The organism is Kitasatospora sp. NEAU-CNBT7, from assembly GCF_057220535.1.
This window is the reverse complement of record NZ_JBXQQB010000006.1, coordinates 243,049-265,524: the sequence shown is the minus strand read 5'-3', so window position 1 is coordinate 265,524 and position 22,476 is coordinate 243,049. Positions and strand designations below refer to the sequence as shown.

At 74.1% G+C, this 22,476-nt stretch carries 19 protein-coding genes; 9 read left to right on the top strand and 10 right to left on the bottom strand.

Features of this window, described 5'->3' with window-relative positions; all coding sequences use genetic code 11:
- Positions 1-3: 3 nt before the first annotated feature.
- The 4 genes from AC2TEW_RS11175 to AC2TEW_RS11160 form a co-directional block, all read right to left on the bottom strand.
- A complete protein-coding gene (locus tag AC2TEW_RS11175; protein ID WP_484623219.1) occupies positions 4-852 on the bottom strand; it encodes a 1,4-dihydroxy-6-naphtoate synthase in 849 nt (282 codons plus the stop codon).
- Positions 845-1,594 carry a futalosine hydrolase gene (locus tag AC2TEW_RS11170; protein ID WP_484623218.1) on the bottom strand — a complete coding sequence of 250 codons (750 nt, stop codon included), beginning with the start codon at positions 1,592-1,594 and terminating at the stop codon, positions 845-847. Before AC2TEW_RS11170 ends, AC2TEW_RS11175 begins: the two co-directional genes overlap by 8 nt.
- A gap of 11 nt (positions 1,595-1,605) precedes the next feature.
- On the bottom strand, positions 1,606-2,124 hold the full coding sequence (locus tag AC2TEW_RS11165) for a hypothetical protein (RefSeq protein WP_484623217.1): 519 nt from the start codon (positions 2,122-2,124) through the stop codon (positions 1,606-1,608).
- A 90-nt stretch (positions 2,125-2,214) separates the two neighbouring features.
- Positions 2,215-3,636, bottom strand: coding sequence for an MFS transporter (locus AC2TEW_RS11160; protein ID WP_484623307.1), 1,422 nt, complete (start codon positions 3,634-3,636; stop codon positions 2,215-2,217).
- 433 nt (positions 3,637-4,069) lie between these two features.
- Between AC2TEW_RS11160 and AC2TEW_RS11155 the strand changes: the two genes are divergently transcribed.
- A complete protein-coding gene (locus AC2TEW_RS11155) occupies positions 4,070-4,951 on the top strand; it encodes a DUF3027 domain-containing protein (RefSeq protein WP_484623306.1) in 882 nt (293 codons plus the stop codon).
- Between the two features lie 359 nt (positions 4,952-5,310).
- On the top strand, positions 5,311-8,601 hold the full coding sequence (locus AC2TEW_RS11150; RefSeq protein ID WP_484623216.1) for a sacsin N-terminal ATP-binding-like domain-containing protein: 3,291 nt from the start codon (positions 5,311-5,313) through the stop codon (positions 8,599-8,601).
- Here the strand turns inward: AC2TEW_RS11150 and AC2TEW_RS11145 are convergent.
- The 3 genes from AC2TEW_RS11145 to AC2TEW_RS11135 all read right to left on the bottom strand — a co-directional run bounded on the left by AC2TEW_RS11145 (position 8,565) and on the right by AC2TEW_RS11135 (position 11,858).
- Positions 8,565-8,852, bottom strand: a complete 288-nt coding sequence (locus tag AC2TEW_RS11145; RefSeq protein WP_484623215.1) for a hypothetical protein — start codon at positions 8,850-8,852, stop codon at positions 8,565-8,567. The genes AC2TEW_RS11150 and AC2TEW_RS11145 overlap by 37 nt on opposite strands.
- 12 nt (positions 8,853-8,864) lie before the next feature.
- Positions 8,865-11,366 (bottom strand): HAD-IC family P-type ATPase, encoded by a 2,502-nt coding sequence (locus AC2TEW_RS11140; RefSeq protein ID WP_484623305.1) that lies wholly within the window; start codon positions 11,364-11,366, stop codon positions 8,865-8,867.
- Between the two features lie 180 nt (positions 11,367-11,546).
- On the bottom strand, positions 11,547-11,858 hold the full coding sequence (locus AC2TEW_RS11135) for a DUF2530 domain-containing protein (protein WP_484623214.1): 312 nt from the start codon (positions 11,856-11,858) through the stop codon (positions 11,547-11,549).
- 254 nt (positions 11,859-12,112) lie between these two features.
- On the opposite strand from AC2TEW_RS11135, the gene AC2TEW_RS11130 reads away from it, so the two are divergent.
- Positions 12,113-13,579 (top strand): NCS2 family permease, encoded by a 1,467-nt coding sequence (locus tag AC2TEW_RS11130; protein ID WP_484623213.1) that lies wholly within the window; start codon positions 12,113-12,115, stop codon positions 13,577-13,579.
- A 76-nt stretch (positions 13,580-13,655) separates the two neighbouring features.
- Here the strand turns inward: AC2TEW_RS11130 and AC2TEW_RS11125 are convergent, their stop codons facing one another.
- Complete coding sequence (locus tag AC2TEW_RS11125) at positions 13,656-14,162, bottom strand: NUDIX domain-containing protein (protein ID WP_484623212.1); 507 nt, start codon at positions 14,160-14,162, stop codon at positions 13,656-13,658.
- Between the two features lie 29 nt (positions 14,163-14,191).
- The gene (locus AC2TEW_RS11120; protein WP_484623211.1) at positions 14,192-15,544 is read right to left on the bottom strand and encodes an NsdA family TPR-like regulatory protein; all 1,353 of its coding nucleotides are present in this window, start codon (positions 15,542-15,544) and stop codon (positions 14,192-14,194) included.
- A gap of 293 nt (positions 15,545-15,837) precedes the next feature.
- On the opposite strand from AC2TEW_RS11120, the gene AC2TEW_RS11115 reads away from it, so the two are divergent.
- The 5 genes from AC2TEW_RS11115 to AC2TEW_RS11095 all read left to right on the top strand — a co-directional run bounded on the left by AC2TEW_RS11115 (position 15,838) and on the right by AC2TEW_RS11095 (position 21,257).
- On the top strand, positions 15,838-15,999 hold the full coding sequence (locus tag AC2TEW_RS11115) for a hypothetical protein (RefSeq protein ID WP_484623210.1): 162 nt from the start codon (positions 15,838-15,840) through the stop codon (positions 15,997-15,999).
- A 122-nt stretch (positions 16,000-16,121) separates the two neighbouring features.
- Entirely contained in the window at positions 16,122-17,048 is a 927-nt protein-coding gene (locus AC2TEW_RS11110; RefSeq protein WP_484623209.1) for a hypothetical protein, read from the top strand.
- A gap of 36 nt (positions 17,049-17,084) precedes the next feature.
- Positions 17,085-18,356 carry a tetratricopeptide repeat protein gene (locus tag AC2TEW_RS11105; RefSeq protein WP_484623208.1) on the top strand — a complete coding sequence of 424 codons (1,272 nt, stop codon included), beginning with the start codon at positions 17,085-17,087 and terminating at the stop codon, positions 18,354-18,356.
- A gap of 459 nt (positions 18,357-18,815) precedes the next feature.
- Complete coding sequence (locus AC2TEW_RS11100; protein ID WP_033817865.1) at positions 18,816-19,361, top strand: FHA domain-containing protein; 546 nt, start codon at positions 18,816-18,818, stop codon at positions 19,359-19,361.
- A gap of 135 nt (positions 19,362-19,496) precedes the next feature.
- Positions 19,497-21,257 (top strand): hydrogenase maturation protein, encoded by a 1,761-nt coding sequence (locus tag AC2TEW_RS11095; protein WP_484623207.1) that lies wholly within the window; start codon positions 19,497-19,499, stop codon positions 21,255-21,257.
- On the opposite strand, the gene AC2TEW_RS11090 is transcribed toward AC2TEW_RS11095, so the two are convergent.
- A complete protein-coding gene (locus AC2TEW_RS11090; protein ID WP_484623206.1) occupies positions 21,211-21,579 on the bottom strand; it encodes a VOC family protein in 369 nt (122 codons plus the stop codon). The two genes, AC2TEW_RS11095 and AC2TEW_RS11090, sit on opposite strands and share 47 nt — an antisense overlap.
- A gap of 196 nt (positions 21,580-21,775) precedes the next feature.
- Here AC2TEW_RS11090 and AC2TEW_RS11085 point away from each other — a divergent pair, with 196 nt between their 5' ends.
- The gene (locus AC2TEW_RS11085; protein ID WP_484623205.1) at positions 21,776-22,210 is read left to right on the top strand and encodes a MarR family winged helix-turn-helix transcriptional regulator; all 435 of its coding nucleotides are present in this window, start codon (positions 21,776-21,778) and stop codon (positions 22,208-22,210) included.
- The last annotated feature ends 266 nt before the right edge of the window (positions 22,211-22,476 follow it).

The window sequence follows — 22,476 nt, the reverse complement described above, 5'->3', positions numbered from 1 at the left end:
TGCTCAGAACGCCAGCGCGCCCGGGTCGACCGCGGGGACCAGCCCCTCCTCGGCGGCCCGGGCCAGCAGCGCCCGCACCGCGGCGTGGCCCTCCTCACCGAGCTCCGCGGTGAACTCGTTGACGTACAGCCCGATGTGGCTGTCCGCGACCTGCGGGTCCATCTCCTGGGCGTGCGCCAGCACGTAGTCGCGGGAGGCCGCCGGGTCGTCCCAGGCCATGGTCACCGAGGTGCGGATGGTCGCGGCCAGCTCGCGCAGCCGCTCGGCGCCGAGCGAGCGGCGGGCCACGATCGCGCCGAGCGGGATCGGCAGGCCGGTCTCCAGCTCCCACGCCTCGCCCATGTCGGCCAGGCTGTGCAGCCCGTACCGCCGGTAGGTGAACCGGGCCTCGTGGATCACCAGGCCGGCGTCCACCCGGCCGTCCCGCACGGCGGGCATGATCTCGTGGAACGGCAGCACCACGATCTCCCCGAAGCCGCCCGGCACCGCCTTCGCGGCCCAGAGCCGGAACAGCAGGTACGCGGTCGACCGCTCGCTCGGCACCGCCACCGTCCGGCCCGCCAGCGAGGCGGCGTCGCGCTCCCCGGCGGTGAGCACCAGCGGACCGCAGCCGCGGCCGAGCGCCCCGCCGCAGGGCAGCAGCGCGTACTCGTCGAGGACCCACGGCAGCTGCCCGTAGGAGATCTTCAGCAGGTCCAGCTCGCCCCGCTCGGCCATGCCGTTGGTCAGGTCGATGTCGGCGAAGGTGACCTCGGGCGCGGCCGCGCCGGGCACCAGGCCGTGCGCCCAGGCGTGGAAGACGAAGGTGTCGTTGGGGCAGGGCGAGTACGCGGCCCTGAGCGGCTCAGCCATGGCGGACCTCCTGGAGCAGGGCTCGGTACGGCAGCGTCCGGAAGGCCCGCTCCAGGGCCCCCAGCGCCTCGCCGATCCGCCAGGCGGCGCGGTCGCGCGGCCCGACGGCGTTGGACACGGCCCGGACCTCGAAGGCGGGGACGGCGAACCGGGCGGCCGCCTCGGCCACCCCGAACCCCTCCATCGCCTCCGCGACCGCGTCCGGGTGACGCGCGGTCAGCTCCCGCGCCCGCCGGGCGCTGCCGGTGACCGTGGAGACGGTCAGCACGGCCCCCGAGGCGGCCTCCAGGGCCCGTACGGCCAGCGTCACGGCTGCGGGCGGCGGGGTGTGGCGGACGGTCCCGAAACCCAGCTCGGTGACGTCCTGGAAGCCCTCGGGAGTCTCGGCGCCGAGGTCGGCCGCGACGATCCGCTCCGCCACCACCAGCGAGCCGATCGGCGCCCGGGGGGCGAACCCGCCGGCGATCCCGGCGGAGACCGCCAGCGCGTACGGGCGGGCGGCGAGCGCCGCCGCCGCGGCCGCCGCGGCGGCGGCCGGGCCGACCCCGGCGGACAGCACGTCCACCGGCACGCCGTCGGCGGACCGGGCGCGGCGCAGCTCACCGCCGCCGGGCAGCGGCAGCGCGCTCCCGCCCGCGGGCAGGCCGCGCAGCACCGCCTCGGCCTCGGCCGGGACCGCGACCACGACGAGCAGCCCGGCCTGCGAGGGGCCGGGCTGCTCGTCGGTGCCGCGCACGCTCATCGCGGGACCGGTCAGTCCTTGGTGTTCAGGGTGAAGTACCAGACGCCGTAGATGTCGTTGGTCTTCTGGTCGGCCTCGACCACGGTGACCGTGGTGGTGCCGGTGGTGCTCAGCAGGGTGGAGGCGAGCACCGACCCGGAGAAGGTCGAACCCTTGACCTCCTGCGCGATCGGGGACTGGCCCTGCTGGCCGCCGTCGGTGAAGGCGAACCAGCCGCGGTCGGCGGTGTCGGTGTCGACGCCGACACCGATCCGGTCGCTGGCCCGGACGTCCGAGGAGGTCAGCTTCTTGTCCTTGGCGGCGGCCTTGCCGTCGGCCTGGCACTTCTCGATCTGGTCCTGGTCCAGCGGCTTGCCGTTGTTGTAGCAGAGCGGGGCGCTGCGGACCGAGGTGGTACCGACCACGAGGGTCGCCTCGCGCTTCGGGGGCTTGCCCTCGCTGTTGGCGTACGCGATGGACCCGCCGACCGTGCCGGCGCCGATCACGACGACGGCGCCGACGGCGGCGATGACACGGGTGCTGAGGCTCATGGGCAAGAGGCTACCGGGCTTTCGCGATCACGGTGCGCCCGGGTGCCCGAGTCGCGGCACCCGCCCCACGGGCGGCCGATCCGGGCCCGCTCAGGCCACCCGCGGGCGGGCCGCGGGCCCGCGCAGGCCGACCCTGGTCAGCGACCAGATGGTCAGTACCAGCGCCAGACAGGTCACCCCCGCGGCCAGCGACAGCCCGAGCACCGCGTTCAGCGGCAGCGAGATGCCGATCACCCCGCCCAGCACCCAGGACAGCTGCAGCAGCGTCTCCGAGCGGGCGAACGCCGAGGTCCGCACCGCCTCCGGGACGTCCCGCTGGATCAGCGCGTCCAGCGCCAGCTTCCCCAGCGACGCCGACATGCCCGCCGTCGCCGCCACCAGCGCCATGGTCAGCAGCCCGTACCAGAGCGCCGCGCAGGTGGTGGCCGCCGTCGCCAGCAGCAGCACCCCGGTGATGATCACCTCGGAGCCGCGGGTGCGCAGCCAGGACCCGAACACCGAACCCAGCGCGTTGCCGACCCCGGCCGCCGCCGCCACCACGCCCAGGGTCGCGGTCTCCGGCAGGCCGCCCGGCGGGTCGTTGCGGATCAGGAACGCCAGGAACATCACCAGGAAACCCACCAGCCAGCGCAGCGCCGACACCCCGCGCAGCGCCAGGATCACCGACGGCCCGACCGCCCGCAGCACACCCTTGGCCGGCGCCGGACCGTGCTCCTCGGAGTGCAGCACCGCCCGCTGCTCACCCTTGGCGGAGTCCACCTTGTGCGGCAGGTGGAAGGCCATCAGGGTGCCGATCACGAACACCAGGAACGCCCCGCGCAGCGGCCACCCCGGCCCGATCAGGTGCAGCGCCCCGCCGACCCCGGCCGCCACCATGGTCGCCAGCAGCCCCGCCAGCGTCACCCGGGAGTTCGCCTTCACCAGTGACAACTGCGGCGGCAGCAGCCGCGGCACCACCACACTGCGCACCACGCCGTAGGCCTTCGAGGCGACCAGCACCCCCAGCGCCTCCGGGTACAGCGCCAGCCCGCCGGTACTGACCGTGCCGGCCATCGTCCAGGCCAGCACCGCCCGCGCCAGCATCGACATCGCCATCGCGGAGCGGCGGCCGTGCGGCAGCCGGTCCAGCAGCGGGCCGATCACCGGCGCCAGCACCGCGAACGGCGCCATCGTGATCAGCAGGTAGAGCGCGACCCGCCCGCGCGCCTCACCGGTCGGCACCGAGAAGAAGATGGTGGACGCCAGCGCGATGGTGATCAGCATGTCGCCGAACGAGTTCAGCGCGTGCAACTCGATCAGCTTGGCCAGCCCCGATTCGCCCGCGCCCTCCGCGGACGTCGCCCGGCGGATCCGCCGCCCGGTGCCGTGCACCACCCGGCCGGTCCTGGCACCCGCCGCCGACGCGCCGCGGGTCAGCGCGTTCCCGCCGCGCGCGGGCTGCGCCGACCCGTCCTCCGGCCCGGGCGACGGCTGCGCCGCACCGGCCGGCGGGACCGTCGGCTGCCGCGGCATGGTGTCCGCCTCCGCGTGGTCCTCGCCCTGCGGGGAGTGCGGCCCGTGCTGCGACGGGGTCTCGTCCGTCACACCGTCATCCTGCCCGAGAACGGCCCGGCCTACGAGTGATTGGGCCTTGCGTACGGATGGCGAGTCGCCGACCGGACGGTGTCCGGTGCCCCGCCCGGGCCGCGCCGGTGCCCCGGGCTGTGCTCCCCGGCCGACCGACGGGTAGCCTGCACTACGGCGCGTGCCGGGCCGTGAGCAGGGGAGGGCCAGGGCGGCGCGGCCCGTCCCGGCGGTCTCCCCGGTTCGAGCAGAATGGACACCGTGATCCGGCGGACCGATGCCCGCCGGCAGCACTGCGGGCACCGCTCGGGCGGGGCGGTGAGCCGGATATCGACCGCAGGAACGACAGGACTGGGAGAGAATCGACGCCGTGAGCGCTGCGATGCGAAGCCGTACCCCGGACCGGCTCTGTGCCGAGGCCGTCGAAATCGCCCGTCAGGCCGCCGAGGAGGCGGTCGGCCCCGAGAGCGTGGGCAGCCACCTCGGTGTGCAGGCGGACGGCGACCGTGTCGTCACCCACACCTTCGAGTGCCTGGACGCCGCCTACCGCGGCTGGCACTGGGCCGTGACCGTGGCGCGGGCGCCGCGGGCCAAGAACGTCACCCTCGACGAGACCGTCCTGCTGCCCGGCCAGGACGCCGTGCTGGCCCCCGAGTGGGTGCCGTGGAGCGAGCGGCTGCGCCCCGGCGACCTCGGCCCCGGCGACCTGCTGCCGACCGGCGCCGACGATCTGCGCCTGGAGCCCGGCTGGACCGGCGAGGACGAGCCCGCCCCCAACTCCGCGGTGGCGCTGGCCGCCGAGGAGGACGTGGTGGTGGCCGACCCCGAGGTCCAGCCCGCCCCCGCCCGGGCCCGGATCGGCGCCATCGCCGAGGAGCTGGGCCTGGCCCGCCCCCGGGTGCTGTCCCGGCTCGGCCTGCACCTGGCCGCCGACCGCTGGGAGTCCGCGTTCGGCCCGCAGACGCCGATGGCCCAGGCGGCCCCGGCGTCCTGCACCAGCTGCGGCTTCCTGGTCCCGATCGGCGGCTCGCTCGGCCAGGCGTTCGGCGTCTGCGGCAACGAGTTCGGCCCGGCCGACGGCCAGGTCGTCTCCCTCGGGTACGGCTGCGGGGCGCACTCCGAGGCCGCCGTGCTGCCCGCTCCGCCGGTCCCCTCCGAGCTGATCCTGGACGAGACCGTGGTCGAGCCGCTGCAGCTGCGCCCGGACCGCACCGGCGGCTCGGTCGAGCCCGACGCCCCCGCCGAGGAGCTCGGCCACTCCTGAGCGCAGGACCGGCCGGTCGGCCGGACGGGCCCCGCTCCGGCGGGGTCCGCCGCCGGACCCGCCGGACCGGCCGTGGCCGTACCTGGCAGGAGCACCGACCCGCGAGCCCCGGGCCCGGGCCGCCTCCTCGGCCGACGCCGGCGTCGGCGCCCGCCCGTGGTCCGCGCCGACCACCGCCGCCGCGCGCCCGGTCAGCGGGTACCGGCCGGGCGCACCACGCCCCACCACCGCTTCCGCCACGGCTCCCGCCCGGGCCCGCACGGCGGCCGCGGCACGCCCACCCGTGGTCCGCGGTGACGGTCCGGCAGGGAAGAATGCCTCCGTACGCACGGCAGCTCGGCGGAAGGCGGCAGGTCGCGGTGGAGTCTCGGATCATCGGCAGTGGTACGGACGGACAGGCGGCGGACGTGTTCGACACGGCCGGACTGCGGCGGCGGGTCCTGGACGCCTGGGCGGCCGCGCCCGCCCGGTTCCGCGAGGACGCCAACGCGGAGGAGGAACTGGCCCTCGGCGGCTACCGCGACCGGCTGGTCGTCGAACTCGCCCAGAACGCCGCCGACGCGGCCGCCCGCGCCGGCCACGGCCCCGGCCGCTTCCGGCTGACCCTGCGCGAGGGCGTGCTCGCCGCCGCCAACACCGGTGCCCCGCTGGACGCCACCGCCGTCGAGTCGCTGTCCACCCTGCGCGCCTCCGCCAAGCGCGACGGCGGCCAGGGCGCGGTCGGACGGTTCGGCGTCGGCTTCTCCGCCGTCCTCGCCGTCAGCGACGAACCCGCCGTGCTCGGCGCCCACGGCGGCGTCCGCTGGTCCCTCACCGAGGCGCACGCGCTCGCCGACGCCCGCCCCGAACTCGCCGGGGAACTGCGCCGCCGCGAGGGCCACGTCCCGCTGCTGCGCCTGCCGCTGCCCGCCGAGGGCGCCGCACCCGAAGGCTACGACACCGTGGTGGTGCTGCCGCTGCGCGACTCCGCCGCCGAGGACCTCACCCGCCGGCTGCTCGCCGAGATCGACGACGCCCTGCTGCTCACCCTGCCCGGCCTCGCCGAGATCGTGGTCGAGACCCCGGACGGCGTGCGCACCCTGACCCGCTCCGCCGCCACCGCACGGCCGGACGGCCTGACCGAGGTCACCATCACCGACGGCGACCGGCAGGCCCGGTGGCAGCTGGTCGCCCGCTCCGGCGGCCTCGACCCCGCGCTGCTCGCCGACCGCACCACCGAGGAGCGCGCCCGCCCGTACTGGTCGGTGACCTGGGCCGTCCCGGTCACCGCCGACGGCACCCCGCAGCCGCCCCGCACCACCCCCGTGGTGCACGCCCCGACCCCCAGCGACGAGCCGCTCGGCGTCCCCGCGCTGCTGATCGCCGGGTACCCGCTGGACTCCACCCGCCGCCACGTCGCCCCCGGGCCGCTCACCGACTTCCTCACCGAACGCGCCGCCGAGGCCTACGCCGACCTGCTGCGCGGCCGCGGCGCCGACCTCGGCTCGCTCGGCCTGGTACCCGGCCCGCTCGGCCAGGGCGCCCTGGACAACGCGCTGCGCACCGCGATCCTGCAGCGGCTGCCCGCCACCCCGTTCCTGCCGCACCCCGGCGCCGTCGAGGAGGGCACCCCGGCGCTGCGCCCGCGCGACGCCACCCTGCTGGAGGGCGCCGACCACCTGGTGGTGGAGGCGCTCGCCCCGATCTTCCCCGGCCTGCTGCCGGCCGGGCTGGAGCGCCGCAGCGAGCTGCGCGCGCTGGCCGTGCGCCGGGTGCCGCTGGCGGAGGTGGTCGACCAGCTCGGCGGCCTGGACCGCGAGCCCTCCTGGTGGCGCAACCTGTACGCGGCGCTCGGCGGCGCCGACCCGGAGTCGCTCGGCGCGCTCCCCGTCCCGCTGGCCGACGGCCGGACGGTCACCGGTCCGCGCCGGGTGCTGCTGCCCTCCGACCCCGCCGACTGGGCCGGGTACGAGGGCTACCCCGAGGCCCTCGCCGAGGCGCTGGAGCTGCTCGACCTGCGCCTCGCCCACCCGGACGCGGCCCACCCGCTGCTGGCCAAGCTCGGCGCCGCCACCGCCACCCCCGCGGGCGTCCTGGACACCCCCGAGGTCCGCGCCGCGGTGGCCCGTTCGATGGAGGTCGGCGAGGACGACTTCGACGCCGCCGTCGACCTCGCCGACGCCGTGCTCGCCCTGGTCAAGGCCGCCGACACGACCCCCGGCGGCCACCCCTGGCTGGCCCGGCTCGCCCTTCCCGACGACGAGGGCGAGCTGACCCGGGCCGGCGAGCTGATCCTCCCGGACAGCCCGCTCGCCGCCCTCGCCCGCGAGGACGACGCCGGCTACGTGGACGACGACCTGCTGGAGCGCTGGGGCCCCGAGGTGCTGGCCGCCGCCGGGGTGCTCGCCACCTTCGCGCTGGTGCGCGCCGAGGACGTCGTGCTCGACCCCGACGACCTGGAGCGCCTGGACCCGACCGCCCCCGCCGGCCACGCCGCCGGCGGCCGCCCGACCGGCCTGCTGGACGAGGCCCCGGACGGGCTCGCCGAGTGGTGCGAGGACGTGCTGGAGGCCCTGCACTCCGACGACGCCGGCCTCGGGGTGCCGCCGGTCGCCGCCGAACTGCTCGCCGTCCGCGACCTCGACCTGGTGGACGACGCCGCCTGGCCCGAGGCGCTCGCCCTGCTGGCCCGCCCGCCCTACCGCGAGGCCGTGGTCGACCCGGTCCGCACCCTGCTGCCCGACGGCAGCTACACCGACCTGCCGCCGTACACCGCCTGGTGGCTGCGCGACCACCCGGTGCTGGACGGCCGCGAGCCGGCCGGCCTGCGCGCGGCCGGCGCCGACCCGCTGCTGCGCGGCCTGTACGACGAGGCCCGCACCACCCTGGACGAGCAGTTCCTGCACGCCCTCGGGGTCCGCACCACGCTGGCCGCGCTGCTCGCCGAGCCGCACGGCCCGGACGAGCTGCTCGACCGCCTCACCGACCCCGCCTCCCAGGTCACCCACCGCCAGCTGCACGGCATCTACACCGCACTGGCCCAGCTGCCGGCCGAGCAGGTGGAGGCGCTGGACGTGGTCCGGGCGCTCACCGCGCTGGACCGGGAGACCGGCCGGCGCGGCGACGCCACGGTCATCGTGGACGCCGCCGACGCGGTCGTCGCCGACGCCCCCGACCTGGTCGAACTCCTGCACGACCACCCGGTCCTGCCGGTCGACCCCGGGTACGCCGCCGACCTCGCCGAGCGGCTGCACGTCTCGCTGGCCAGCGAGGTGGCCGGCGGCCGGGTGCTCTCCGAGGGCACCCTGCACCGGGTGCCCGCGGTCGTCCGCGAGCTGCTGCCCGGCTGCCCCGCCGGGTACGAGGAGCACGAGGAGCTGCTGGTGGTCGGCCCGGACGGCGAGGAGGCCGCCGTGCACTGGCGCTGGGACACCGCGGCCCCGGCGCCCGAGCTGCCCTACGACCCCGAGGACGCCGAAGCGGCCGACGAGGACGACGAGTTCGAGGTGCCGCCGGTCCCCGGGCTGCTGCACGCCGCCACCCCCGAGGGCCTGGCCGCGGGCCTCGCCTGGTCGGTCGGCCAGTGGCACCGCCGGTTCGAGGTCCTCGCCGCGCTCACCGAGCCCGACCGGGCCTACGAGCTGCTGGCAGCCCGCGACTTCGAGTCCTGACGCTCCTTCAGCTGCTGCAGCGAGGCCAGGTCCTGGGCCTGCCTCGCGGCCTCCGGGGCCCGCAGTGCGCGGTACACCAGCACCGCGCACCCGGCCCCGGCGGCCGACAGCACCAGCAGCGCCCCGCCGTGCGGTACGCCCAGCCCGGTCAGCCGGGCCGCGCCCCGCAGGGCGAGCCAGAGCACCAGCGCGGCCGCCCCGCCCGCCCCAAAGGCGATGAACGCCTCCAACTCCCCGCCCCTGCGCGCCACCCCGGCCCCCGTTCAGGCATCCGTCCGGCGGACCACCACCCGCCAGACCACTTCCAGCAGCAGGCCCGCCACCACCGCGATACCTACCCCGATCCAGGCGTCACGCGCCCCCTCCAGGGACAGCTGGAAGAAGTCCGACAGCCACGGCACCACCATCACGAGGGCGAACGCCCCGCCCATCACCCCGATCAGCAGCAGCCGCCACCAGGTGTACGGCCGGGCCACGATCGCCAGCACCCACATCGCCACCAGGAACAGCGTCAGCGTCGCCACACTGGTGTCCGCCTTCAGGTCGCTCGAGTGGTCGGCCCGCGCCAGCATGTACGCCGTGAAGGTCGCGGTCCCCGCGATCACCCCGCCCGGCACCGCCAGCCGCAGCACCCGCCGCACGAAACCGGTCCTGGCCCGCTCGTTGTTCGGCGCCAGCGCCAGGAAGAACGCGGGCACCCCGATGGTCAGCGTCGAGAGCACCGTCGAGTGCCGCGGCAGGAACGGGTACGGCACGTTGGTGAACACCACCAGCAGCGCCAGCAGCACCGAGTACACCGTCTTGACCAGGAACAGGGTGGCCACCCGCTCGATGTTGCCGATCACCCGGCGGCCCTCCGCCACCACCGACGGCAGCGTGGCGAACCGGTCGTCCAGCAGCACGATCTGCGCCACCGCCCGGGTCGCGTCGGAGCCGGTGCCCATCGCCACCCCGATGTCGGCGTCCTTCAGCGCCAGCACGTCGTTGACACCGTCCCCGGTCATCGCCACGGTGTGGCCGCGCGACTGCATCGCCCCGACCAGCTCCCGCTTCTGCTGCGGTGTCACCCGCCCGAACACCGAGGTCCGCTCGGCGACCTCGGCCAGCTCCTGCTGCCCGGCGGGCAGCGTCCGGGCGTCCACCGGGTGCTCGGCGCCGGGCAGGCTCAGGTGCGCGGCCACCGCGCCCACCGAGACGGCGCTGTCACCGGAGATCACCTTCGCCCGCACCTGCTGGCCCTCGAAGTAGCGCAGGGTGTCCGCCGCGTCGTCGCGCAGCCGCTGCTGAAGCACCAGCAGCGCCAGGGGCTCCAGGGCGGCCGCCGGGTCCGGCCCGTCCAGCGCGGACGGGGTGCGGCCCAGCAGCAGCACCCGCAGGCCCTTGGCGCCCAGCTCGTCCACCTCGGCCAGCACCGGGTCGCCGGCCGGCAGCAGCACGTCCGGCGCGCCCAGCAGCCAGCTCGCCTCCGTCCCCTGCGGTTCCAGCAGCTGCACCCCGCTCCACTTGCGGGCCGAGGAGAACGGCATCGCCTCCAGCACCCGCCAGCCGCCGTCCCCCGGCGGGCCGTACGCGTCGATCACCGCCTGCATGCTGGGGTTCGGCCGGGAGTCGGCCCCGCCCATCGCGCCCAGCGCCTGCTGCAGCACCGCCGGCTCCTCGCCCGGCTCCCCGTCCGCCCGGCGCAGCGGCCGCAGCTCGATCACGTCCATCCCGCCCTCGGTGAGCGTGCCGGTCTTGTCCAGGCAGACCGTGTCCACCCGGGCCAGCCCCTCGATCGCCGGCAGCTCCTGGACCAGGCACTGCCGGCGGCCGAGCCGGATCACCCCGATCGCGAACGCCACCGAGGTCAGCAGCACCAGCCCCTCGGGCACCATCGGGACGATCCCCGCCACCATCCGGCGCACCGCCTCCCGCCAGTCGTTGCCCTCCACCGCCAGCTGGCTGACGACCAGCCCGAGCGCGGTCGGGATCAGCAGGTAGGTGATGAACCGCAGGATGTCGTTGATCCCGCTGCGCAGCTCGGAGCGGACCAGCGTGAACCGGCTGGCCTCCTCGGCCAGCTGCGCCGCGTACGCCTCGCGCCCGACCTTGGTGGCGGTGAACGCGCCCGCGCCGGCCACCACGAAGCTGCCGGACATCACCTCGTCGCCCGGGTGCTTGAGCACCGGGTCGGGTTCGCCGGTCAGCAGCGACTCGTCGATCTCCAGGCCGTCCGCCTCGGCCACCAGGCCGTCCACCACCACCTTGTCGCCGATGCCGAGCAGCACGGTGTCGTCGATCACGATCCCGGAGGTCGGCACGGTCCGGGCGGCGCCGTCGCGCCGGACCTGCGGCTTGGCCTCGCCGATCAGCGCCAGGCTGTCCAGGGTCTTCTTGGCGCGCAGTTCCTGGACGATGCCGATCGCCGTGTTGGCGACGATGACCAGGCCGAACAGGCCGTCCTGGATCGGACCGACCACCAGGATGATCCCGAACATCACGCCGATGATCGCGTTGAACCGGGTGAAGACGTTGGCCCGGACGATCTCCCGGGTGGAGCGGCTGGAGCGGACCGGGACGTCGTTCACCTGGCCGCGGGCCACCCGCTCGGCGACCTCGGCGGCCGTCAGCCCGGGGGCCCGGGCCGGCCGCGGCCCGGTCGCGTGGGCGCCGGGCAGCGGCGGACCGGAGCGCTGGGAGTCCGGCAGGCCGGTGCCGGTGCCGGTGCCGTCGGGACCGGGGCCTGGGCCGTCGGGGTCGGGCAGGTCCGCGCCGGGTGTGGCCATCGCGGCCGACCGGGCGGCCGGTGAGGCGCTCCCGGCAGCGGACCCGGTGTCGAACCCGGTCTCGGACCCGGCATCGGAGCGGTCTTCCCCGGGGTGCGTCATGGCACCGACTCTAGGGGGGTGATTTGCCCGTTGCGCCCCACTGTGGGGCGATTCGGGCCAACCGGGTGGCGGCCCGGCTCAGCCGTGGTTGTCCCCGGGGGCGGCCGCACTCGTCCCGGCCGGCCCGGCCCCTTCCGCCCCCTCGGCGGCGGCGCGGCTGCGCCGGATGGCGTTGCGCCGCGAGACGCAGTACCAGAGGCCGATCAGGCCCAGCAGGCCGCCGGACAGGCAGATCCACGGCCAGGAGCCGTGGCCGTGGTCGGAGAGCGCGCCCTGGAACGGCAGCAGCACCACGAAGCCGAGGAACCACAACACCGTGCCGCCGCCGACGATCGCGACGTCGTTGGCCTCCAGCGGCGGAGGGGAGGGGTGCAGCGGGGTCTTCGGCATGCGCCCTAGCGTACGGGTGAGGCGTGGAGGCACGGCAGAGGCGGGGGGTGCCGTGGCGACCGAGGGCGACCGTAAGGGGTCGCTTCTACGCGCGAAGATGGCGCGTGCACGATCCGGGAACTCATACTTGGGGCTCCGGGTCGGCTCCCGGCCGGTCGCCTTCCGGGCGCCAGCGCCAAGGCCCCCGGCCCACCCGGCCGACGTCGCTCGGGTGCCCCCTTCCTCCTCCGCCCCCACCCGACGAGGACACCCGAATGCCTCCGCTGGCCGACTCGACCGAAGCGTCGGACGCCACGCCCGCCCCGAAGGCGCCGCACCACCAGACCGGCCCCCTCGACCGTTTCTTCAAGATCTCCGACCGCGGCTCCAGCCTGTCGCGCGAGATCCGCGGCGGCGTCGCCACCTTCTTCACCATGGCCTACATCCTGGTGCTGAACCCGATCATCCTGGCCAACGCCGTGGACATGAACGGGACCCACCTGGACAGCGCCCAGCTGGTCACCGCGACCGCGCTCACCGCCGGACTCACCACCCTGCTGATGGGCGTGGTCGGCAACGTCCCGATCGGCCTGGCCGCCGGCCTCGGCGTCAACACCATCGTGGCGCTGCAGCTCGCCCCCCGGATGACCTGGCCCGACGCCATGGGCATGGTCGTCCTGGCCGGCTTCGCGATCATGATCCTGGTCGCCACCGGGCTGCGCGAGCGGGTCATGAACGCCGTACCGCTCGGGCTGCGCAAGGCCATCGCCATCGGCATCGGCCTGTTCATCTGCCTGGTCGGCCTGGTCGACTCCGGTTTCGTCAGCCGCATCCCGGACGCCGCCCACACCACCGTCCCGCTGCAGCTCGGCAGCAACGGCCACCTGCTGGGCTGGCCGGTCCTGGTCTTCGTGCTCGGGCTGCTGCTCACCCTCGTCCTGCTGATCCGCAAGGTGCCCGGCGCGATCCTGATCAGCATCGTGGTGATGACCGGCATCGCGGTCCTCATCCAGCAGCTCGCCGACCTGCCCGGCACCGCCTGGGGCCTCACCGTCCCGGCCTGGCCCGGCAACCCGGTGGCCGCCCCCGACTTCGGCCTGGTCGGCCAGGTCAGCCTGTTCGGCGGCTTCTCCCACGTCGGCGCGCTGACCGGGGTGCTGTTCGTCTTCACCGTGCTGATGTCGTGCTTCTTCGACGCGATGGGCACCATCCTCGGCGTCGCCGACGAGGCCCACCTGCTGGACGCGAAGGGCGACCTGCCCGGCATCAACCGGATCCTGATGGTCGACGGCATCGCCACCGCGGCCGGCGGCGTCACCTCCTCCTCCGCCAACACCTGCTTCGTCGAGTCCACGGCCGGCGTCGGCGAGGGCGCCCGCACCGGCTTCGCCTCGATCGTCACGGGCGCGCTCTTCCTGGTCGCGCTCTTCCTCACCCCGCTCGCCACCATGGTCCCCGCCCAGGCGGCCACCCCGGCCCTGGTCACGGTCGGCTTCCTGATCCTGGCCAACTCCATCACGGAGATCGACTGGACGGACTACACGATCGCCGTCCCGGCCTTCCTGACCATGGTGATGATGCCCTTCTCGTACTCCATCACCAACGGCATCGGCGTCGGCTTCATCACCTTCTGCATCCTGCGGGCGGCCGCCGGCCGCTGGCGCAGCGTCCCGGTCGCGATGTACGCGGTCGCGGCGGTCTTCGCCTTCTACTACCTGCTCCCGGCCCTCGGCCTGGACTGACCGCCCGTCCGACCGGCGAGCCCCGACGGTGGCCCCGCACTTCCGAACGAGTGCGGGGCCCACCTGCGATGAGAAGTCAGGATTCGGCCTGCCACGAGTCGAGCGAGACGCTGGGGCCGTTCCGGAGGTAGCGGCTCAGGGCCGCGCCGGTGGTGGAGACGAACTCCTCCGGGAGTGCTTCGGTGCCCACCCATGCGACCTCTGCGTGCTTCTCGGGCTCTCCGTTGCGAAGCTCGCCCGACCACTCGTGTGCGGCGAACACCACGGTCAGGAAGCCGTTGGGAGCCTCGACGCCACGTGCTCCGTGGATGACGTGCACCAGGTTCAGCGCGTCGGGCGATACAACGAGTCCGGTCTCCTCGGCGAGTTCGCGCACGGCGGTCCGGGTGATCGGCTCGCCCGGCTCGTTCTTGCCGACCGGGAGATCCCACATGCCCGGTGCGAACTTGGCCCTGGGGCCGCGTCGGAGGAGGGCCACTTGCCGGGCCTCGCGGTCGTGGACGATCACAGCGGCGACCAGCAGTGTCATCGACTCCGTGGCGGGCTCGAGCGCGACGGGCCGATCGGTGCTTGTCTGGGCCACGGGTTCGGTTCCTTCCGGCGATGGGGCGGTCAGGTCAGTGCCTCGCGTGCTCGGCGTTCCAGGTCGCTGGCTCCTGGGACTCCTCGACTACGGTAGATCGCCAGCTGCGGCCGGATCGAGCTGATCGCTTTTCTCGTCCGGTCGGAGGTCATCCCCTCGATGAGGTCGAGTGCTCGGCCCCACGTTGCCACGGCCTCGTCCGCTCGGGCCTGGGCGGCCAGGCTGTCTCCGAGGTCGGCGTAGGTGAGGGCATGGACCCGCTTGTACTTCTCGGAGTCCCAACGGATCAGTGCCGTCCGGTGCTGGTGCTCGGTGCCCGCGTGGTCGTCGAGGTCGGTGAGAGTCCGGGCGGTGTGGCTGGCGACGGTGCCGGCGGCGGGGCCGCTGACGAGTGAGAAGCTCGGCTGCGGGGCGTCGTGCCGGGCGAGCGCGTCCTCTGCGGCCAACAGCGCGCGGGCTGCGGCAGGCTTGTCGCGGGTGGCCGCGAACGCCCTCGCGTGAGTGATGTGGAGCAGTGCCTCGGTCTGCCCGTCCACGCGTCCGACGCTTCGGCCGAGCGCGTTCTCGATCAGCGCGAGGCAGTTGTGCGGTTGCTTGAGACTGAGTGCTTGGTGCGCGAGTGCGCGCATCATCCAGCCTGCATGGCCGTGCGGGTCGGCTTCGACGGCGAGCTGGTAGCCGAGTTGGTAGTAGCGCTGGGCAGCGCCCTCCTGCCCGAGGTCGTGGTGTTTCCAGCCTGCAAGGTAGGCGAGTTCTGCCACAGCTCCGAACGCTTGCTGTCGGATGCCCTCGCCGGGATACCGGGCACTGAGCATAGGGGCGGCCGTGTCGGCGAGGTACGCGGTCACGGTGGTCAACCCGTGTCCTCCGCCGAGCCGTTCGTCTGCCGTGCTGAATACCGCCGTGATCTGGCGGACAATCTCGATCTCTTCAAGGCCGACACGTGCGCCGGAGGTGCGGGTCCGCATCAGGCGTGAGATCGGTTCGGGGTCGTAGCCCAGGGGCATGGCGACGCCTGCGGTCGAAAATGCGGCCACAGCGAGGAAGTTGTGACGTCCGACATCGGCGCGGCCCAGGATGGCCGCCGTTTCGATGGGGTTCTGGCTGCTGGCGAGGGAATCCGTGGGCTCGGCGAGCCCGATTTCCGTCGTCGTGACCGGTCGTCCGGCGCGTCGGGAGAGTGCTTCGGCGACGTACTGGCCGACCTGACCGGTCGGCTGCCGCCCCTTGACCCAGTGGGCCACGGCCGACTTGTTGGTGCGCAGGGTCTCGCCGTTCTCGGCACCGATCCGTCGAACGGCAGCGGCAAGCGCCTCGTAGGTCCAGCGTGTGCTCGAAATTGCTTCTTTCAGAAGCTGGTTGGGTTCGTTGCTCGGGTCCACGACCGGCCCCCAGGTGGCGCTGTAAACCGCTTAAACCACTCTACGTGCCGACAAGCGTACCGAGTGTGCCGGTCGTCCGGTTCACTAACTGTCAGAGCGCTCAACGCGGCCGGGCTCTCTCCGAAGTGCCGCCCGGACCGCTTCCGACGGGTGCCGCGCCCGACCGCACGGCGCCCTCGGGTGCACATGAACTCCCGGACCACCGGAAGGACGCTTCCGCCGGAACGGGCCCCAACACCTGTGCGAACGCCCGCCCGCTGCCGGACGGGCAGAGCAAATGAATGGAGGAGCAGATGAGCACCGACACCGAGCAGGCCCCGGAGATCACCGCCCTGACGCGGCGGCTGGACCACTCCGTCCCGGACGGGGACTTCGCGCCGACGGTCACCGACCTGACCCGGTCCCCGGACCAGGTGGTCCCGGACGGCGGCTTCGCGTCTGTGACCGAGAGCTGATCCCGGACCCGAAGTGACGCCGTCCGGTCGACGGCACTGCGGGTCGGCTCGGTGTGAACAGCCGAGCCGACCCGCACCCCTCCCGCTCAGCCTTCCGACCTTCTGCCCAAGGAGAGCCCACCGTGCCGACCACGATCGCCGCCCGCGTTCCGTCCGGCTCCTTCTTCGACCTCAGCCGCAGCGACCCGGAGCTGACCCGGCTCCGGGAAGAGGGGGCAGAGCCGGCCCTCCCCTTCGCTCTGATGGGACGCATCCTGAGGTCGGGTACCTCCCACGCGGAGCACGCCCGCACCCTGCGCAGCGAGTCCTTGACGGTGGCCGGCGTGACCTTCGACTGGTTCGACGCCGAGCTGCCCCGCGAGATCGCCGACGACATCAACCTGACGAACTACCGGATCTCGGAGCACACCGACGAACGGCGTGCGGCACTGATCGCGGCGCTGGAGCGTCTGTCGCTGGTCCACCCCGAGGGCTTCGACCGCATGCGTGAGTTCGTTCGAGGGCTGCTGTGGGTGGGCCTCCAGCACGGTGTTCGTGCCTCCTCCCTGACCAGTTCCAGCGACCCGGCGCTCCCGTACGTCATCGTGTTCTCCGACAAGGCCCGGCACCACATCCCGCCGAACACCGTCAGCCCGGAACCATCCCCTCTCTTCCTGGCGGAGAACCTGCTGCACGAGGGAACGCACCAGTCGGTGGCCCTCCACATCCACCAGCACCAGGTCTTCGCCGACGGATACTCGTCCGAGACCTCCCCGAAGGTCGAAATCGCGTGGCGTGCAGGCCAGGGCGTTGCCCGCAACCAGGCGTGGGAGGTCGACCGCGCGTTCCACGCGACCTGCGTCTACGGCCAGCTGTTGCGCTTCCGCCGCACCGAGCTGGAACGCGACGACCTGACCGAGACCGAGCGCGCGAGCTTCCGCAGCGCCTACGACGAGGGTCTGCCGGCCGCCCGGTACCTCATGCGCGAACTCGAACTCCTGGAACAGCACTTCACCCCGCACGGCGTGGCCCTGCTGGCCGGCCTGCGCCAGCAGATCGACCAGCTGTAGTGCCAGGCTGACCGCAACCGACCGAGGGAAGGCCCAGTGCTACAGCACCTCATCACGCAGGACGAAGACCTGCGGATGGTTCCCACCGACCGGAACGCCCTGCTCGCCGAAGTCGCCCGGCTCCGCGAGGAACTGACGGGCGAAGCCGAGCAGGCCGACCCGGCCCGCACCCGGGTGCTCACCCGGTGGATCGGCATCGGCCTGCTGAGCCTGGGCGACCCCGGTGAGGCCCAGGCGTTCCTTCGGCGGTCGCTCACCCTGGCCAGGTCCGCCCACAACATCAGGGCCGTCGTCGCCACCGGACTCAACCTCGGCGACGCCCACCGGTACGCCGGTGACCTTCAGGCTGCGGACTCGCTCTACCGCGGGGCACTGGCAACCGCGCGGAGCGAGTGCCCGGAGATTCTGGACTACGCACTCCAGCACTTCGGCAAGCACCTCATGGAATCAGGCGCCCTCCGGGATGCCCGAACCCACCTGCGTGAGGTGCTGCGGCTGCGGATCGCCAAGGGTGACATCGAGTTGCTTGCATCGACTCAAGCCGCACTCGACCGGGTCGAGTCGCTGATCGCCGCCACCGAGGCAGGGACGGGCGCCGCGGCCCTGAGCGAGTGGAGCCGGGGATGGACGTCATGGCTTCAGGGCCGCACCTCCGTGCGCGACCGGAGCAGGTGGAGCGACGACTTCCCCGCCATTCGGGACGCTGTGCAGGCACTCGTCGGCCAGCAGCGCGTCCAGCCCCGCCGCGTAGGGGGACGCCCGTTCCCCGCCGAGCGGATCGCCGCCATGGCAGCCGAGGCAAGGAAGGCGCTGTCCGCCGACGGGTACCTGCACAACGGCAAGACGAACGCTCCCGTCGGTGACGCCGCGAAGCTCTTCGTCGAACACGTGGACCTCGCCGCCGTCGTGGCTCGGTCCACCGGCCTGGACACCGAGCAGCCTCACGCGGGTGTCTACATCGGTTACGACGAAGGGCAATTCCTTGACGTCCATGTGGACGAGTTCGGTTTCGGTGAAGCGAACCTGATCCTGTGCCTCGCCCATGAGCGTCCGAGTGCGACGCCGAGGGTCAGCACGAGCGTGTTCATCGGCGCCGGCGGCTACCTCGAGTGCGATCTCGCGGTGGGCGATTGCGTCGTCTTCGACGGTGCCCTCACGCCGCACGGCCGGACCCCCCTCGGTGCCGGGGAGCGGATCATCCTCGTGAGCTTCGGCTTCCACGCGAGCGGCCGGGACCGGCGCCCGCCGGCGAGCCTCCCACCGGTCCCGGAGTCGCCTGCTGCCCGTAGCGGCCGGGCGGTGGGGTGAGCCGGGAGCACGGCCTGATCGACAGGTCGGCGTTGGCCCGGTGGGACAGACCGGCGGTACCGCCGGTGCTCGACTACCTCTCGCAATGGGCGCTGCTCGTCGTGAGCGCCACGGTCGAGACGGAGGTTCTGTCCAGTGCGCGCTCGGTCGCCGAGGCGGACCGCCTGCGTCACCCGCGTACCGGTTTCGACCACCTGTCGGGCACCGACGAGGTCTGGGACCGAGCGAAGGAGATCCGGCACGGCTCCCTTTCGGGGCTACCACCGAGTGCAGTCGATAGGGGACATCCTCATTGCGGCGACTGCCGAGCGTCACGGTCCTCCGCCACGACGGCGACCACGACCTGATCGCGGGCATCACCGGGCAGCCCGCCCGGCGGGTCGTCCCCGCCGGGCCCGGCGGGCCGGTTGCCCGGACGGAATCTGGACAGGGCCAGGTCGGCGCGCCGACAATCTGTCCATGACCTCTCTCGAGTTCCGCACCCAGGTGGCCCGGCCGTCGCAGGCCGACCGCGACCGGGCGCTGGACGTGCTGCGGGAGGGGGTCGGCAGCGGGCAGCTCTCCCACGACACCTTCATCCGCCGGATGGAGCTGGTGCTCACCGCCAAGAGCCGGGCCGAACTGGCCACCGTGGTGGCCGATCTGCGGACGTACGGCCGGGTGTCCAGGGCGCTGCTGCGCGCGGTCGCCGGGGTGTCGGCGTTCAAGGTCCGGCTGCGGCGCAGCTGGGAGACCGAGCAGCTGCCGGGGCTGTGCCTGCCGGGACCGGGCGCCGGTGTGCTGCGGATCGGCCGGCAGACCGGCTCCGACCTGCGGCTCGGGGACGCCTCGGTGTCCCGGGTCCACGCCGAGCTGCGGCTGGAACCGCAGGGCTGGGTGCTGCAGGACCTGGGGTCCAGCAACGGCACCTACGTCAACGGCCTGCGGGTGGCGGGCGCGGTGCTCGTCCGGGCGGGCGACCAGGTGAGGTTCGGGCGGCTCGCCTTCCAGTTGATCGGCCAGTGACGCGCTACGGTCCTGTTCCGGCCACCCCGGGCCGGAGATCGTGACGATCCGTCACGGCCGGGTACCTCCGGCGGGGTCCGGTCCGCTCCGGCGCCGGGCGCGCCCGGTCCGGCCGCCGTGCCGCCGGAGGGCGCCGTGCGCATCCTGCTCCTCGCCAGTGGTTTCAACAGCCTGACCCAGCGCATCCACTGCGACCTGCGAGAGCGGGGCCACACCGTCGCCGTGGAGCTGATGCCCGGCGGGGAGCCGCCGTCGGCGGCGGTCGAGCGGTTCGCCCCGGACCTGCTGGTGGCGCCGATGCTGACCTGCCCGGTGCCCGAGGACGTCTGGCGCCGCCACCCGGTGTTGATCGTCCACCCCGGGCCGCCCGGTGACCGCGGGCCCTCCTCGCTGGACTGGGCGATCGCCGACGGCGCCGCCGAGTGGGGCGTCACCGTGCTCCAGGCCACCGCCGAGCTGGACGGCGGACCGGTCTGGGCCGCCGTCCCGTTCGCCGTACGGCCGTGCGGCAAGAGCGAGTTGTACCGTACCGAGGTCGCCGACGCGGCGGCCCGGGCCGTCTCGCTGGCGGTCGAGCGCTGGGCCGGCGGCACCTTCGTCCCCGCTCCGGGCGCGCGGGGGCCGATGCGGCCGTACCACGCGCAGGGGTTCCGGCGGATCGACTGGGCGGCGGACGGTACCGACGCGGTGCTGCGCAGGCTCCGCGCCGCGGACTCGCAACCCGGCGTGCTGGACGCCCTGTTCGGCCGCGAGTACTACCTGCACGGCGGCCACCGGGAGGACCGGCTGCGCGGCGAGCCCGGCACCGTCCTGGCGACCAGGGACGGCGCGGTGTGCCGGGCCACCGCGGACGGTGCGGTGTGGATCCCGCAGCTGCGCCCGCGGCGGGCACCGGGCGGCCCGGCGACGTACAAGCTGCCCGCGGCCCAGGTGCTGGGCGAAGCGCTGGCGGGGGTGCCCGAGGTGCCGGTGACCCCGGCCGCGGCGGCCTGCCGGGACACCTGGTCCGAGCTGCGCTACCGGGAGAAGGACGACGTCGGGTACCTCGAATTCGCCTTCCCCGGCGGCGCGATGAGCACCGGGCAGTGCGAGCGGCTGCTGGCGGCCCACCGGGCGGCCTGCGAGCGGCCGACCGCGGTCCTGGTGCTCGGACCGGCCCGGGACTTCTTCTCCAACGGCATCCACCTGAACGTGATCGAGGCCGCCGCGGACCCCGGTGAGGAGTCCTGGCGGAACATCAACGCGATGGACGACTTGGTGGAGGCGGTCCTGACCACCGAGAAGCCGACCGTCTCGGTGCTGGCCGGCAACGCGGCGGCCGGCGGCCTGATGCTCGCCATCGCCGCCGACGAGGTGTGGTGCCGGGCCTCGGCGGTGCTCAATCCGCACTACCGGCTGATGGGCCTGTACGGCTCCGAGTACTGGACCTGCACGCTGCCCCGCCGGGTCGGCGAGGAGCAGGCCCGCCGGCTGACCGGGGACGCGCTGCCGGTGGGGGCACCCGAGGCGGCCCGGCTGGGGCTGGTCGACCGGGTGCGGGAGGACACCACCGCGGGGTTCCGGGCCTGGGTCGAACGCGAGGCGGCGGCCCTCGCCGCCTCGCCGGAGCTGACCGAGCGGCTGCTCGCCAAGAAGCAGCGGCGGGCGGCGCAGGAGCGGGACCGCCCGCTGGCGGCGTACCGGGCGCACGAGCTGGAGCAGATGCGGCGGGCCTTCTTCGAGCCGGGCGAGCCGTACCACGCGCTGCGGCGGGCGTTCGTGCACCGCACCCGCGGGGCCGGGACGCCCGGGCACCTGCGTGGACCGGCGCCCCGGGCGGCCGGGGCACCGGGGGCCGGCGCGGCGGGGCTCAGCGGCGGCAGAGGCAGAACGGATGGCCGGCCGGGTCCAGCATGACCGTCCAGCTCTCGCCCGGCTGGTGGTCCGGCCGGACGGCGCCGAGTTCCTGGGCGCGGGCGACGGCCTGCTCCACGTCGTCGACGTAGAAGTCCAGGTGGAACCGCTTGCTGCCGTCCGGGTCCGGCCAGGCGGCCGGGCGGTGGCCGTCGACCCGGCCGAAGCCGATCGGGGCGCCGCCCCGGGCCGGGTCGGCGAGCATCGCGTACTCGGGCTGGCTGTGGGTGAGCTCCCAGCCGAGCAGGGCGCCGTAGAACTCGGCGAGTTCGACCGGGTCGGCGCAGTCGATGTTGACCATGGCGAGGTCGGCGAATCCGGGCATGGCGCGTTCTCCCTAGCTGATCGATCAGGTGTTCGATAATCATGCCGCATCCGGGCGGTTCCGGGGTGGGATGTGCGAGGCCGGGTGCGGCCGTGTCGGCCGGGCGTCGCGCCGGGCATCACAGGCGGCGGTGTGTCCGGCGGGGCGGGTGGGAAACGGATTTTCCTTAGCGAGGGTAATGACATAGTCTAAGGACATGCCCGAGATGTCCGAGGACGACCTGGCGGCGATCAGCCAGCTGCGTTCGTCCGCGATGCGCCTTGCCCGCCGGCTGAGAAACCAGCGGGTCGAGGAGTCGTTGAGTCCCACCGAGATCGGGGTGCTCGGCACCCTCGGCCGGTGCGGCAGCGCCACCCCTGGCGAGCTCGCCAGGAAGGAGCACGTCCAGCCGCCGTCCATGACCAGGATCATCGCGATGCTGGAGGAGAAGGGACTGGTGCGGCGCGAACCGCACCCGGACGACCGCCGCCAGGTGGTCGTCAGCAGTACCGAGGAGGCCGAGGCGATGCTCGCCGAGAGCCGTCGGCGGCGCAACGCCTGGCTGGCCGAACTGGCCCGCGGGCTGACCGAGGAGGAGTGGGCGCAGCTGCGTGCGGCGGCGCCCGTGCTCTACAAGCTCGCCCACCTCTGAGCTGCCCGTCCCGGGCCCGCGGGCCCGGGACGGCACCGGACGACATCAGGCACGGCAACACGAAGGAGTACCGCATCACCGCAGGACCGATCAGGAAGACCAGTAGCGCGGCGGCGCACCTGCCCGCCGCCGCGCACCGAGGGGAGCACCACGTGACACCGCCGGCCGCAGCCAGCGCCGCCAGTCGTACCCACCACCGAGCCACCGACCCCGTGACGGCCACCACCGCCACCGCCGAGAGCCAGGCGCCCGCCCCCGTGGGCCTG